Source organism: Streptococcus mitis (genome assembly GCF_000722705.1).
In the GTDB taxonomy this organism is placed as follows: domain Bacteria; phylum Bacillota; class Bacilli; order Lactobacillales; family Streptococcaceae; genus Streptococcus; species Streptococcus mitis_P.
Genome location: NZ_JPFW01000009.1, coordinates 143,367 through 156,445, shown reverse-complemented (window position 1 = coordinate 156,445; position 13,079 = coordinate 143,367). Strand labels below are relative to the sequence as shown.

Here is a 13,079-nt window from a genome sequence, read left to right as displayed (position 1 = left end):
TCAAAAGTCGATTTTTCTTTCATTCTTTTTGTTAAACTGGTTAGGTAAAGAGGAGGAAATAAATATGATTTTACAAGCTAAACATTTGACTAAATGGTACGGCGATCATATGGCTGTTGAAGATATTCAGTTAGAGTTTGAAAAAGGGAGTTTTAATGCTATTTTGGGTCCCAATGGTGCAGGAAAATCAACCACTATTTCCATGTTAATCGGTTTGAAAAAGCCGACAAAAGGTCAGATTCGATATGCGCCAAATACGAAAATCGGAGTTGTTTTTCAAGCTAGTGTACTGGATGAGATGTTGACAGTTAGGGAAAATCTTACGATTCGTGCTCAACAGTATAAGGAGATTGCAGCAAGTCGTGTGGATGATTTGATCCATCAACTGGGTTTGACTGCTTTCCAGAAGCAACTATATGGGACTTTGTCAGGTGGGCAAAAACGTAGGGTTGATATTGCGCGTGCTCTTCTTTCACAGCCAGATATTCTTTTCTTAGATGAACCAACGACAGGTCTAGATATTCAGACTCGCAAAGCCATTTGGGATTTACTGTCTCGGCTACAAAAGGATGAAGGGATGACTATTATCTTAACGACTCATTATCTGGATGAAGCGGATGAAGCGGATCAGATTTATATCGTTGATTATGGGAAAGTGATTGCGCAAGGTTCTGCGACGACTATTAAAAGTCAGTATGCATCTAATATCCTAAAAATTCGTTTTAAAGAAATGAAGGATTTAGAAAAGTTGCTACAGACTGGAATGACAGTAAAGGAAGAAAATGAGTTGGAATATCTTGTTTATCCAAGGACGTCACAGGAAGCCATTGAATATTTGATAAAAGTTCGAGAAGAAATTGATTCTTTTGAGTTTCGTCCAGGTACCATGGATGATGCCTTTATTGCACTTACAGGAAGAGAGGTTCGCTAATGTTAGCTTTATTGAAACGGAATTTTATCTTATATTTTCGTAATCGTTCAGGAGTATTTTTCTCATTATTGGGGGCATTGATTTCCTTTCTCCTTTATATCATTTTTTTGCAGAAGAACTTGACGGATGCTTGGTCCCAACTCCCTGATAATACGAACCTTTTAAATAACTGGCTGATGGGTGGGACCTTGGCTGTGACGGGAATCACAACCAGTTTTACGGCTCTTACACAAATGGTACAGGATCGTGAAAATCAAGTGGATCAAGATCTCTTCTTGACAGATTTAGGTAGCTGGGGTTTACAGGTGTCCTATCTAATCAGTAGTATTGCCATCTCTTTTGTCATGCAGGTGTTTATGTTTGCTGTTATGGGGCTTTATTTTAAAGAGAGTCCAGTTATCAGTCATTTATCGGAAATTGCTTTGATTATGTTGTTAAGTAGTCTGCTTTCAAGTTTGATAAATATTCTCTTGATTTACCGTTTTCAATCTGTAGATAGCCTTGGCAAACTGGCAACTATAGTGGGAACTGCTTCTGGATTTTTAGTAGGAACTTATGTCCCTATTGGAGTATTACCTGATTTTGCACAGATTATCATGAAGTGTACCCCTGCAACTTATATTGCTTCTCTTTATCGACAAATTTTAATGAAAGAACCATTAGAGACCGCATTTACAGGAAATAGCAGATTGTTAAAGGAATTTCAAGAAAAAATGGGAATCCAAATCAACTGGCAAGAACTATTGACAAAGGAAGAGACATACTTTATAGTGGTTATTATCAGTCTCGTCGCTATTCTTCTTTGGCTTTTATTTGTTAAAGTATTTAGCAAGAGAAAATAAAAGTATATTGGAGAGAAAATGAAGATTCGTTTTGAAATGAAGACAGAGTTTTCAGAAAAGGACCCACATATTGTAATTCAGGCAGCTCAGTTAACTGACCAAGCAAGGGAAGTTATGGAGTATTTAGAACAATTTTCAACAACCAATCAGGTGGTCATTCCTATTCGAACGGATGATTATCTGGTCATGGTGAAGATTGAGGATATTATTCTAGCTGATATTGACAAGAATTTATTAACCATTTATACGGTAGATGGGATTTATAAAACTAAGGAAACATTGATAAACTTTCAGAATCGGATTAATCGGCGTAACTTTATACAGATATCACGCCATTCAATTATAAACATTGACCACTTAGAATCGTTATCAGATAGTTTTTCAGGGAACATGATGGCTAAAATGACTCGGGGTATCAAATCTAGTGTGAGTCGGAAATACGTTAAGTCCTTAATGAATTATCTAGGTTTATAGGAGAAAATCATGAAACGATTAATTGATTATTTTGTATCGGGAATGCGCACGGCTTCCTTCTTTTATTTGAGTATGATGTTATTAGCTCAGTGTTATCCAAGCATTACCTATCCTGCACCAATGGTAAAAAATATTCTAGCTCTGTTTTTAATGGGTGGAATTATGGGGGTATTGACTTTAATACTTGAAAAGCTAGAGTTTCTTGCTTTTAGTATACGTGTAGGAGTTCATTTATTAGTTACAGCTACTGTCTTAGTATTGACCTCTCTATTTTTTGGCTGGGGTTCAGTTTTATGGAGCCCTCTGCTTTGGTTCTTTTTCTTGTTAATTTATGGATTGATATGGTTGTATCAAATCTGGCGGACTCATAAACTCACACAACAAATTAATCAAGCCTTGGAGGATAAAAGAAAGAAAACGGATAAATAGTGTAGTGTTCAGTATGAAGTTGGAGGAGAGTGCTAGTTTCCATTTAGAGTAATTTATGATATAGTATTTTCAGTGTAAAAACAAGGAGAAAGTTATGCCAGTAAATGAATTTGGTCAGATGATTGGTGAGTCAATGGAAGGTTATACACATGGCGAATTGCCTTCTATTGGTTTCTTAGAAGGGCGTTATGCTAGGGTAGAGGCTCTTTCAGTGGAAAAGCATGCGGAGGATTTGTTGGCTGTATATGGTCCAGATACTCCTCGGGAGATGTGGACTTACCTCTTTCAGGAACCAGTGGCAGATATGGAGGAGCTGGTCAGCCTTTTAAATCAGATGTTGGCTCGTAAGGATCGCTTTTACTATGCGATTGTAGACAAGGCAACTGGTAAGGCTTTGGGAACATTTTCTCTCATGCGCATTGACCAGAATAACCGAGTAATAGAAGTGGGAGCAGTCACTTTTTCTCCAGAACTCAGGGGAACACGAATAGGGACAGAGGCTCAGTATCTCCTAGCTCGCTATGTTTTTGAGGAGCTTAACTATCGTCGCTACGAATGGAAATGTGATTCTATTAATCTGCCATCCAGACGAGCTGCGGAGCGTTTAGGTTTTGTCTATGAAGGAACCTTCCGCCAGGCAGTCGTTTATAAGGGGCGTACGAGGGATACGGATTGGTTGTCTATGATTGATAAGGACTGGCCACAAGTCAAAGCTCGTTTGGAAGCATGGTTGGCGCCTGAAAATTTTGATAAAAATGGACGACAGTACAAGAGCTTAAGAGAGCTTTAATAGGTGTTGACATGATCACTATTAAAAAGCAAGAAATTGTCAAAATAGAGGATATTTTGCATCTCTATCAGGCTGTCGGTTGGACAAATTATACCGATCAATCAGAGATGCTGGAGCAGGCCTTATCTCATTCATTAGCGATTTATGTGGCGCTTGATGGTGATACTGTGGTGGGCTTGATTCGTTTGGTTGGAGATGGTTTTTCATCAGTATTGGTTCAGGATTTAATCGTTTTACCTATCTATCAGCGTAAAGGGATTGGTAGTGCCCTAATGAAAGAGGCTTTAGAGGATTACAAAGATGTCTATCAAGTCCAGCTGGTAACAGAACAGACAGAAAGAACCTTGGGCTTCTATCGTTCTATGGGATTTGAAAGTTTATCCACCTATAATTGTATAGGAATGACTTGGGTAAATCGAGAAAAATAACAAAACTAGTTTTTTCTTAAGCAAAGTTTAAGGATGGTCTAGTATTATATAACCATTAAATAAAGACCTCCTAACTTTATTTAATAAAATCCTAAAACTTTTTTTCATCATAATCTCCTAATGAAGTCACCCAATCAGGTGGCTTTTTTGTGGGGATGAAGAGATACTGATAGAAATTTTTTTCAAAATGATAGAATCTGAGAAAAGTTAAGCTAGTTTTAAGCTTCGTCTTGTATCATATAATCATTAAATAAAGACCTCCTAACTTTATTTAATAAAATCCTAAACTTTTCTTTTTCATAATAATCTCCCTTAACTCCACCCAATCAGGTGGAGTTTTTTGGCTCTATTTCAGGCTTTTGGGGACTATTCTAAAAATCATTTTTCGATATTTTTCGGTATTTTTCGGATTTTGGTCGGGGAATTGGCGGGGATTTTTTTAGGAAATATGACTAAGAAATAGGTTTGCTGTTACTTCAGCTACTTCAAACTCAATTTTATTGTAAGTGACTGTTAATTGAAGGACTGGAACTGCTGTAATAATGATTTTGCTTGTCCAGTAGTGGCGTATTAAATGAGGAGTGACATGTAAGATTGTCTCTTCGTTTACTAAATCAAAATTTCTATGAAATTGATAGAATCCCTAACTTTCTCTTAAACTTGAAAGTCTTGTTGTAAAGCGGTTAAAGCTTGAGAAGCTGAGAATGTAAAGTTTTGACAAATTTTGTGAACTGTGGGATAATGGAGAGGAATTAAGGATTAGTTCTATATCATGGACTAGAAAAGACCCCAAGCTAACTTCCACATTAAGCTTGGGGTCTTTTTTGACACTATCTATCTTTGTTTAGCCATTTATCGACTAAGCGAAGAACAACACCGACCACAATCGGTCCGATGATAGTTTTAAGGATTAGTTCCATCATGGGCTATCTCACCTCCTTTCGTAGGCGGTGTAGAAGTGCCGTAGAATATTATACCACATAAGTGCTAAACTCGGGAGGCACCAATCCAGTGACTTTTTTGTTTGTGGCTTGGTTTTTTGATATAATAGAGCCATGAGTAGAATTTTAGATAATGAGATAATGGGGGATGAGGAGTTAGTAGAACGCACGCTCCGTCCTCAGTACTTACGTGAATATATTGGGCAGGACAAGGTCAAGGACCAGCTCCAAATCTTTATCGAGGCTGCCAAAATGCGAGATGAAGCGCTGGATCATGTGCTCTTATTTGGCCCTCCAGGCTTGGGAAAAACGACCATGGCTTTTGTCATTGCCAATGAACTGGGTGTAAATCTAAAGCAGACGTCTGGGCCTGTTATTGAAAAGGCTGGTGATCTAGTAGCGATTTTGAATGACTTAGAGCCTGGGGATGTCCTCTTTATTGACGAGATTCATCGTTTGCCCATGTCAGTGGAAGAGGTACTTTACAGTGCCATGGAGGACTTTTACATCGATATCATGATTGGGGCTGGTGAAGGTAGTCGCAGTGTTCATTTGGAGTTGCCACCTTTTACCTTGATTGGTGCGACGACTCGGGCTGGTATGCTCTCAAATCCGCTACGGGCACGTTTTGGTATTACGGGGCATATGGAGTATTATGCCCATGCTGATCTGACGGAAATTGTCGAGCGGACAGCAGATATTTTTGAGATGGAAATCACTCATGAGGCAGCATCCGAGCTGGCCTTGCGCAGTCGTGGAACCCCTCGTATTGCCAATCGTCTCCTCAAGCGCGTGCGCGATTTTGCCCAGATTATGGGGAATGGGGTTATCGATGTTCTTATTACGGATAAGGCTTTGACCATGTTGGATGTTGACCATGAAGGTCTAGACTATGTGGACCAGAAAATCCTTCGGACCATGATTGAGATGTACGGTGGTGGCCCTGTCGGATTAGGAACTCTTTCTGTTAATATTGCCGAGGAGCGCGAGACGGTGGAAGATATGTATGAGCCTTACTTGATTCAAAAAGGTTTTATCATGCGAACACGGTCTGGACGGGTTGCAACGGCGAAGGCTTACGAACATTTGGGGTATGAATACAGTGAAAAATGAGCAAGAAATCCTAAAAGCTTTCAGAGAAAATCCGGATATGATGACTATTCTGACTATCATCCGAGATCTTGATTTAAAAGACTCGTGGTTGGCAGCAGGTTCGGTACGAAATTTCATCTGGAATCTCTTGTCAGACAGACCAGCTTTTGACCGTGAAACGGATGTGGATGTGATTTTCTTTGATCCAGATGTGAGTTATGAAGAAACGCTGGCTATAGAGAAAAAGCTGAGAGAGGACTTTCCTCAGTACCAGTGGGAATTGAAAAATCAGGTCTATATGCACCAGCACAGTCCTCATACTGCGCCCTATACTAGCTCTCGTGATGCTATGAGTAAGTATCCAGAACGGTGTACGGCGGTTGGACTGCGCTTGAATGAAGACTCCGCTTTAGAATTCTTTACTCCTTATGGACTAGAGGATATTTTGAATTTTCAAGTTCGCCCAACTCCTCATTTTTTAGAAAATGAAGATCGAATGCAGCTCTATCAAACACGATTATCCAAGAAAAATTGGCAGGAGAAATGGAAAAATTTGATTTTTAAAAATACTTAAGGAAACTTTAAGCTAGGAAGTGTATACTAAGCTCATAAGTTAAGAAGACCTTAACTTAAACTCCTAAAACTTTTTCATAATAATCTCCCTATAAAAAATAGAGTCGCCCAATCAGGCGACTTATTTTTTTGAAAACTGAGCTTGGTGCCTGAGAATAAATAGCTTAGTGATAGAAGAAAATAGGGGAATATGGTATAATGAAACGATAGATTTTTGAATAGGAATAAGATCATGTTTGGATTTTTTAAGAAAGATAAGGCTGTGGAAGTAGAAGTTCCGACACAGGTTCCTGCTCATATCGGCATCATCATGGATGGGAATGGCCGTTGGGCTAAAAAACGTATGCAACCGCGAGTCTTCGGACACAAGGCGGGCATGGAAGCATTGCAAACTGTGACCAAGGCAGCCAACAAGCTAGGTGTCAAGGTTATTACAGTTTATGCTTTTTCTACAGAAAACTGGACGCGTCCTGATCAGGAAGTCAAGTTTATCATGAACTTGCCCGTAGAGTTTTATGACAATTATGTCCCAGAACTGCATGCGAATAATGTTAAGATTCAAATGATTGGGGAGACAGACCGCCTGCCTAAGCAAACCTTTGAAGCTTTAACCAAGGCTGAGGAATTGACTAAGAACAACACAGGATTGATTCTTAATTTTGCCCTCAACTATGGTGGACGTGCTGAGATTACACAGGCGCTTAAGTTGATTTCCCAGGATGTTTTAGATGCCAAAATCAACCCAGGTGACATCACAGAGGAATTGATTGGTAACTATCTCTTTACCCAGCATTTACCTAAGGACTTACGAGATCCAGACTTGATTATCCGTACTAGTGGAGAATTGCGTTTGAGCAATTTCCTTCCATGGCAGGGAGCCTATAGTGAGCTCTATTTTACAGATACCTTATGGCCTGATTTTGACGAAGTAGCCTTGCAGGAAGCAATTCTTGCCTACAATCGTCGTCATCGCCGATTTGGAGGAGTTTAGGAGGAAATATGACACAGGATTTACAGAAAAGAACCTTGTTTGCAGGGATTGCACTGGCTATTTTCCTACCGATTTTAATGATTGGGGGACTCTTGCTTCAGATAGCAATCGGAATCATAGCCATGCTAGCCATGCATGAACTTTTGAAGATGAGAGGTCTAGAGACCATGACTATGGAGGGGCTCTTGACCCTCTTTGCCACCTTTGCTTTGACCATTCCCTTGGAGAATTACCTGACTTTTTTGCCAGTTGATGGGAATGTGGTTGCTTATAGTGTGTTGATTTCAATCATGTTAGGAACGACTGTTTTTAGCAAGTCTTATACGATTGAGGATGCTGTTTTCCCTCTGGCTATGAGCTTTTATGTGGGCTTTGGATTTAATGCCTTACTAGATGCTCGTGTCGCAGGTTTGGATAAGGCACTCTTAGCCTTGTGTATTGTCTGGGCAACCGATAGTGGTGCTTATCTTGCTGGGATGAACTATGGTAAACGAAAATTAGCTCCAACGGTTTCTCCAAATAAAACTTTTGAGGGTGCCTTGGGTGGTATTTTAGGTGCGATTTTAGTAACCATTATCTTTATGATAGTTGACAGTACAGTTGCTCTTCCGTATGGAGTTTACAAGATGTCAGTCTTTGCTATTTTCTTTAGCATAGCTGGACAATTTGGTGATTTACTAGAAAGCTCGATTAAGCGTTACTTTGGTGTTAAGGATTCTGGGAAATTTATCCCTGGACATGGTGGTGTTTTGGATCGTTTCGATAGTATGTTGCTTGTATTTCCAATCATGCACCTATTTGGACTCTTTTAATCAAAAGACGGAGGAAATACTATGCTCGGAATTTTAACCTTTATTCTGGTTTTCGGGATTATTGTGGTAGTGCACGAGTTCGGGCACTTCTACTTTGCCAAGAAATCAGGAATTCTAGTGCGTGAATTTGCCATCGGTATGGGGCCCAAAATCTTTGCTCATATTGGCAAGGATGGAACAGCCTATACCATTCGAATCTTGCCTCTGGGTGGCTATGTTCGTATGGCCGGTTGGGGTGATGATACAACTGAAATCAAGACAGGTACTCCTGTCAGTTTGACCCTTACTGACGATGGGAAGGTTAAACGCATCAACCTCTCAGGTAAAAAATTAGATCAGACAGCTCTTCCTATGCAGGTGACCCAGTTTGACTTTGAAGATAAGCTCTTTATCAAGGGTTTGGTTCTGGAAGAAGAAAAAACATTTGCAGTGGATCACGATGCAACGGTTGTGGAAGCAGATGGTACTGAGGTTCGGATTGCACCTTTAGATGTTCAATATCAAAATGCGACTATCTGGGGGAAACTCATTACTAACTTTGCAGGCCCTATGAACAACTTTATCTTAGGTGTTCTTGTTTTCTGGATTTTAATCTTTATGCAGGGTGGTGTCAGAGATGTCGATACCAACCAGTTCCATATTATGCCCCAAGGGGCCTTGGCTAAGGTAGGAGTGCCAGAAACGGCTCAGATTACCAAGATTGGCTCACATGAGATTAGCAACTGGGAAAGTTTGATCCAGGCTGTGGAAGCAGAAACTAAAGATAAGACGGCCCCAACCTTGGATGTGACTATTTCTGAAAAGGGTAGTGACAAGCAAGTCACTGTTACTCCAGAAGAAAGTCAAGGTCGTTACCTTCTAGGTGTTCAACCGGGAATTAAGTCGGACTTTCTATCCATGTTTGTAGGTGGTTTTACAACCGCTGCTGACTCAGCTCTCCGAATTCTATCGGCTCTGAAAAATCTGATTTTCCAACCGGATTTGAATAAGCTAGGTGGACCTGTTGCCATCTTTAAGGCAAGTAGTGATGCTGCTAAAAATGGAATTGAGAATGTCTTGTACTTCTTGGCAATGATTTCCATCAATATTGGGATTTTTAATCTTATTCCGATTCCAGCCCTGGATGGTGGTAAGATTGTGCTCAATATCCTGGAAGCCATTCGCCGCAAACCATTAAAACAAGAAATTGAAACCTATGTCACCTTGGCCGGAGTGGTCATCATGGTTGTCTTGATGATTGCTGTGACCTGGAATGACATTATGCGACTCTTTTTTAGATAATCGAGGAATATTATGAAACAAAGTAAAATGCCTATCCCAACGCTTCGCGAAATGCCAAGCGATGCTCAAGTTATTAGCCATGCTCTTATGTTGCGAGCTGGTTATGTTCGCCAAGTTTCAGCAGGTGTTTATTCTTATCTACCACTTGCCAACCGTGTGATTGAAAAAGCCAAAAACATCATGCGCCAAGAATTTGATAAGATTGGTGCAGTTGAGATGTTGGCTCCTGCCCTTCTTAGTGCGGAATTGTGGCGCGAATCAGGTCGTTACGAAACTTATGGTGAGGACCTTTACAAACTAAAAAACCGTGAAAAATCAGACTTTATCCTAGGTCCAACTCACGAAGAAACCTTTACAGCTATTGTCCGTGATTCTGTTAAGTCTTACAAGCAATTGCCACTTAACCTTTACCAAATCCAGCCTAAGTATCGTGATGAAAAACGCCCACGTAATGGACTTCTCCGTACACGTGAGTTTATCATGAAGGATGCTTACAGTTTCCACGCTAACTATGATAGCTTGGACAGTGTTTATGATGAGTACAAGGCTGCTTATGAGCGTATTTTCACTCGTAGTGGCTTAGACTTCAAGGCTATTATTGGTGACGGTGGAGCCATGGGTGGTAAGGACAGCCAAGAATTTATGGCCATTACACCTGCTCGTACAGACCTTGACCGCTGGGTTGTCTTGGATAAGTCAGTTGCCTCATTTGACGAAATTCCTGCAGATGTGCAAGAAGAAATCAAGGCAGAATTGCTCAAATGGATGGTCTCTGGTGAAGATACCATTGCTTACTCAAGTGAGTCTAGCTATGCGGCTAACTTGGAAATGGCAACAAATGAGTACAAACCAAGCAATCGTGTTGTCGCTGAAGAAGAAGTGACTCGTGTTGCAACGCCAGATGTTAAATCAATCGATGAAGTTGCAGCCTTCCTCAATGTTCCAGAAGAACAAACGATTAAAACCCTCTTCTACATGGCAGACGGTGAGCTTGTTGCGGCCCTTCTAGTTGGAAATGACCAGCTTAATGAAGTTAAGTTGAAAAACCACTTGGGAGCAGATTTCTTTGACGTTGCTAGCGAAGAAGAAGTGGCAAATGTTGTGCAAGCAGGATTTGGTTCACTTGGCCCAGTTGGTTTGCCAGAGAATGTTAAAATCATCGCAGACCGTAAAGTGCAAGATGTTCGCAATGCGGTTGTGGGAGCTAATGAAGATGGCTACCACTTGACTGGTGTGAACCCAGGTCGTGATTTTACTGCAGAATATGTGGATATCCGTGAAGTTCGTGAGGGTGAAATTTCACCAGACGGACAAGGTGTCCTTAACTTTGCGCGTGGTATCGAAATTGGTCACATCTTCAAACTCGGCACTCGCTACTCAGCAAGCATGGGAGCAGATGTCTTGGATGAAAATGGCCGTGCTGTGCCAATTATCATGGGATGTTACGGTATCGGTGTTAGCCGTCTCCTTTCAGCCGTTATGGAGCAACACGCACGCCTCTTTGTTAACAAAACACCAAAAGGTGAATACCGTTACGCTTGGGGAATCAATTTCCCTAAAGAATTGGCACCATTTGATGTGCACTTGATTACTGTCAATGTCAAGGACGAAGAAGCGCAAGCCTTGACAGAAAAACTTGAAGCAAACTTGATGGGAGCTGGTTACGAAGTCTTGACAGATGACCGCAACGAACGTGTCGGAGTCAAATTCAGCGATAGCGACTTGATTGGATTGCCAATCCGTATCACTGTTGGTAAAAAAGCAGCTGATGGCATCGTAGAAGTTAAGATTAAAGCGACTGGTGACACCATCGAGGTTCATGCAGATAACGTACTTGAAACGCTTGAAATCCTCAGCAAAAAATAAAAACTATAATCAGAAGAAAAACAAGGAAAAAATGTAACTAGTTTTTACCTTGTTTTTTCTGTATAATGGGAAAAATGAGTAGATAAAGAGGTAAATGTATGCTAAGATTTCCAAAGGATTTTGTCTGGGGATCCTCCACTTCTGGGCCGCAGACAGAAGGGAGTGTAGCTGGTGACGGCAAGGGAGATAATCTCTGGGATTACTGGTACCAAGTGGAGCCAAATCGTTACTATAATGGGATTGGTCCAGATAAGACATCAACCTTTTATGAAAATTGGGAACAGGATATCGAGCTTTTGTTAGAGACTGGTCACACAGCCTTTCGGACTTCTATTCAGTGGTCACGGATTTTTCCACAAGGTTGTGGGGAAGTCAACCCTCAAGGTGTGGATTTTTATCGTAAGGTCTTTGAGGCTATTAAGGCTAAGGGGATTCGTCTCTTAGTCAATCTCTACCACTTTGATTTGCCTCTTGCTCTTCAAGAAGCTGGTGATGGTTGGGAAAATAAGGCGACGGTCTCAGCCTATGAAGACTATGCTCGTTTTTGTTTTGAAACTTATGGAGATTTAGTGGATCAATGGATTACCTTTAACGAGCCCATCGTTCCTGTAGAATTTGGCTATTTTTACGATGCCCATTATCCACATAAGGTCGATGTAGAGGCAGCGGTTAAAGTAGCCTATCACACACAATTAGCCAGCAGTCGAGCGGTCAAGGCCTGTCATGAACTCTTGCCTGATTCCAAGATTGGGATTGTTCTCAACTTGACACCGGCTTATCCACGTAGCCAGCATCCTGCTGATGTAAAGGCAGCTCGCATTGCGGACCTTTTTCAGGCCCAATCTTTCTTAGATCCGTCTGTTTTGGGGACTTATCCACAGGAGTTGGTAGAAATCTTGCATGAACACGGTCTCTTGCCTGATACCACAGAGGAAGAGTTGGAGCTTATTCGTGACAATACAGTAGATTTCCTTGGTGTCAACTATTATCAGCCTTTGCGTGTTATGGCACCTCGATTTGCTAAGCATCCAGAGAGTCCACTCTTGCCAGAACATTTTTACGAGCCTTATGTAATGCCTGGACGTAAAATTAATCCTCACCGTGGCTGGGAAATTTATGAGCAAGGGATTTATGATATCGCCCAAAATATCAAGGAAAACTATGGCAATATCGAGTGGATGTTGACAGAGAATGGTATGGGTGTTGAAGGGGAAGAAAAATTCCGTCAAGATGGGATGATTCAAGATGATTACCGTATTGACTTTGTAAAAGGTCATCTTCGTGAACTTCACCGTGCTATTGAAGACGGAGCTAATTGTAAGGGCTACTTGATTTGGACCTTTATCGATTGTTGGTCATGGCTCAACAGCTATAAAAATCGCTATGGTTTGGTTGAATTAGACTTGGAAACACAAGAACGTCGTCTGAAGAAATCAGGGCACTGGTTCAAGGAATTAAGCGACAATAATGGATTTTAAAAAGGACTCTGACTGATTATCCTAATTGGTCAGAGTTTTTTGCTTACAGGATCTTAATTTGAACTATACCAATTTTTACTCTTGACAAGTGAAAGAAACAAGTATATACTGTTTTTGCTGATTCTATAAAAGAGGAATTAGACTATACCAA

General features: G+C 40.8%; 14 protein-coding genes. 13 read left to right on the top strand and 1 reads right to left on the bottom strand.

Annotation, left to right across the window (positions count from 1 at the left end; genetic code table 11):
- Positions 1–64 precede the first annotated feature (64 nt).
- The 6 genes from SK642_RS08490 to SK642_RS08465 all read left to right on the top strand — a co-directional run bounded on the left by SK642_RS08490 (position 65) and on the right by SK642_RS08465 (position 3,894).
- On the top strand, positions 65–931 hold the full coding sequence (locus tag SK642_RS08490) for an ABC transporter ATP-binding protein (protein ID WP_033684398.1): 867 nt from the start codon (positions 65–67) through the stop codon (positions 929–931).
- On the top strand, positions 931–1,773 hold the full coding sequence (locus SK642_RS08485) for an ABC transporter permease (protein ID WP_033684396.1): 843 nt from the start codon (positions 931–933) through the stop codon (positions 1,771–1,773). The genes SK642_RS08490 and SK642_RS08485 overlap by 1 nt, the downstream gene beginning before the upstream one ends.
- 18 nt (positions 1,774–1,791) lie before the next feature.
- Positions 1,792–2,247, top strand: coding sequence for a LytTR family DNA-binding domain-containing protein (locus SK642_RS08480; protein ID WP_033684394.1), 456 nt, complete (start codon positions 1,792–1,794; stop codon positions 2,245–2,247).
- 9 nt (positions 2,248–2,256) lie between these two features.
- Positions 2,257–2,676 carry a DUF3021 domain-containing protein gene (locus SK642_RS08475; RefSeq protein WP_033684393.1) on the top strand — a complete coding sequence of 140 codons (420 nt, stop codon included), beginning with the start codon at positions 2,257–2,259 and terminating at the stop codon, positions 2,674–2,676.
- A 94-nt stretch (positions 2,677–2,770) separates the two neighbouring features.
- A complete protein-coding gene (locus SK642_RS08470) occupies positions 2,771–3,466 on the top strand; it encodes a GNAT family N-acetyltransferase (protein ID WP_033684392.1) in 696 nt (231 codons plus the stop codon).
- Between the two features lie 11 nt (positions 3,467–3,477).
- Positions 3,478–3,894: a GNAT family N-acetyltransferase gene (locus tag SK642_RS08465; RefSeq protein WP_033684391.1), complete on the top strand. Its 417-nt coding sequence runs from the start codon at positions 3,478–3,480 to the stop codon at positions 3,892–3,894.
- An 830-nt stretch (positions 3,895–4,724) separates the two neighbouring features.
- Here the strand turns inward: SK642_RS08465 and SK642_RS08460 are convergent.
- Complete coding sequence (locus SK642_RS08460; protein WP_000970296.1) at positions 4,725–4,817, bottom strand: type I toxin-antitoxin system Fst family toxin; 93 nt, start codon at positions 4,815–4,817, stop codon at positions 4,725–4,727.
- A 132-nt stretch (positions 4,818–4,949) separates the two neighbouring features.
- Between SK642_RS08460 and ruvB the strand changes: the two genes are divergently transcribed.
- From ruvB to bglA, 7 genes are all read left to right on the top strand, one after another.
- Positions 4,950–5,948, top strand: a complete 999-nt coding sequence (gene ruvB / locus SK642_RS08455; protein WP_080708984.1) for a Holliday junction branch migration DNA helicase RuvB — start codon at positions 4,950–4,952, stop codon at positions 5,946–5,948.
- Entirely contained in the window at positions 5,929–6,501 is a 573-nt protein-coding gene (locus SK642_RS08450) for a nucleotidyltransferase family protein (protein ID WP_033684389.1), read from the top strand. Before ruvB ends, SK642_RS08450 begins: the two co-directional genes overlap by 20 nt.
- A 231-nt stretch (positions 6,502–6,732) precedes the next feature.
- Complete coding sequence (locus SK642_RS08445) at positions 6,733–7,491, top strand: isoprenyl transferase (protein ID WP_000466720.1); 759 nt, start codon at positions 6,733–6,735, stop codon at positions 7,489–7,491.
- An 8-nt stretch (positions 7,492–7,499) separates the two neighbouring features.
- Positions 7,500–8,303 carry a phosphatidate cytidylyltransferase gene (locus SK642_RS08440; RefSeq protein ID WP_033684388.1) on the top strand — a complete coding sequence of 268 codons (804 nt, stop codon included), beginning with the start codon at positions 7,500–7,502 and terminating at the stop codon, positions 8,301–8,303.
- A 21-nt stretch (positions 8,304–8,324) separates the two neighbouring features.
- Positions 8,325–9,584, top strand: a complete 1,260-nt coding sequence (gene rseP / locus SK642_RS08435; protein WP_033684387.1) for an RIP metalloprotease RseP — start codon at positions 8,325–8,327, stop codon at positions 9,582–9,584.
- 12 nt (positions 9,585–9,596) lie between these two features.
- Positions 9,597–11,450 (top strand): proline--tRNA ligase, encoded by a 1,854-nt coding sequence (locus tag SK642_RS08430; protein ID WP_033684386.1) that lies wholly within the window; start codon positions 9,597–9,599, stop codon positions 11,448–11,450.
- 98 nt (positions 11,451–11,548) lie between these two features.
- Positions 11,549–12,928 carry a 6-phospho-beta-glucosidase gene (bglA, locus tag SK642_RS08425; RefSeq protein ID WP_033684385.1) on the top strand — a complete coding sequence of 460 codons (1,380 nt, stop codon included), beginning with the start codon at positions 11,549–11,551 and terminating at the stop codon, positions 12,926–12,928.
- Positions 12,929–13,079 lie beyond the last annotated feature (151 nt).

Coding starts and splice junctions, on each gene's coding strand:
- SK642_RS08490 (WP_033684398.1), top strand. CDS start 65: ATGATTTTACAAGCTAAACATTTGACTAAATGGTACGGCGATCATATG.
- SK642_RS08485 (WP_033684396.1), top strand. CDS start 931: ATGTTAGCTTTATTGAAACGGAATTTTATCTTATATTTTCGTAATCGT.
- SK642_RS08480 (WP_033684394.1), top strand. CDS start 1,792: ATGAAGATTCGTTTTGAAATGAAGACAGAGTTTTCAGAAAAGGACCCA.
- SK642_RS08475 (WP_033684393.1), top strand. CDS start 2,257: ATGAAACGATTAATTGATTATTTTGTATCGGGAATGCGCACGGCTTCC.
- SK642_RS08470 (WP_033684392.1), top strand. CDS start 2,771: ATGCCAGTAAATGAATTTGGTCAGATGATTGGTGAGTCAATGGAAGGT.
- SK642_RS08465 (WP_033684391.1), top strand. CDS start 3,478: ATGATCACTATTAAAAAGCAAGAAATTGTCAAAATAGAGGATATTTTG.
- SK642_RS08460 (WP_000970296.1), bottom strand. CDS start 4,817: ATGATGGAACTAATCCTTAAAACTATCATCGGACCGATTGTGGTCGGT.
- ruvB (WP_080708984.1), top strand. CDS start 4,950: ATGAGTAGAATTTTAGATAATGAGATAATGGGGGATGAGGAGTTAGTA.
- SK642_RS08450 (WP_033684389.1), top strand. CDS start 5,929: ATGAATACAGTGAAAAATGAGCAAGAAATCCTAAAAGCTTTCAGAGAA.
- SK642_RS08445 (WP_000466720.1), top strand. CDS start 6,733: ATGTTTGGATTTTTTAAGAAAGATAAGGCTGTGGAAGTAGAAGTTCCG.
- SK642_RS08440 (WP_033684388.1), top strand. CDS start 7,500: ATGACACAGGATTTACAGAAAAGAACCTTGTTTGCAGGGATTGCACTG.
- rseP (WP_033684387.1), top strand. CDS start 8,325: ATGCTCGGAATTTTAACCTTTATTCTGGTTTTCGGGATTATTGTGGTA.
- SK642_RS08430 (WP_033684386.1), top strand. CDS start 9,597: ATGAAACAAAGTAAAATGCCTATCCCAACGCTTCGCGAAATGCCAAGC.
- bglA (WP_033684385.1), top strand. CDS start 11,549: ATGCTAAGATTTCCAAAGGATTTTGTCTGGGGATCCTCCACTTCTGGG.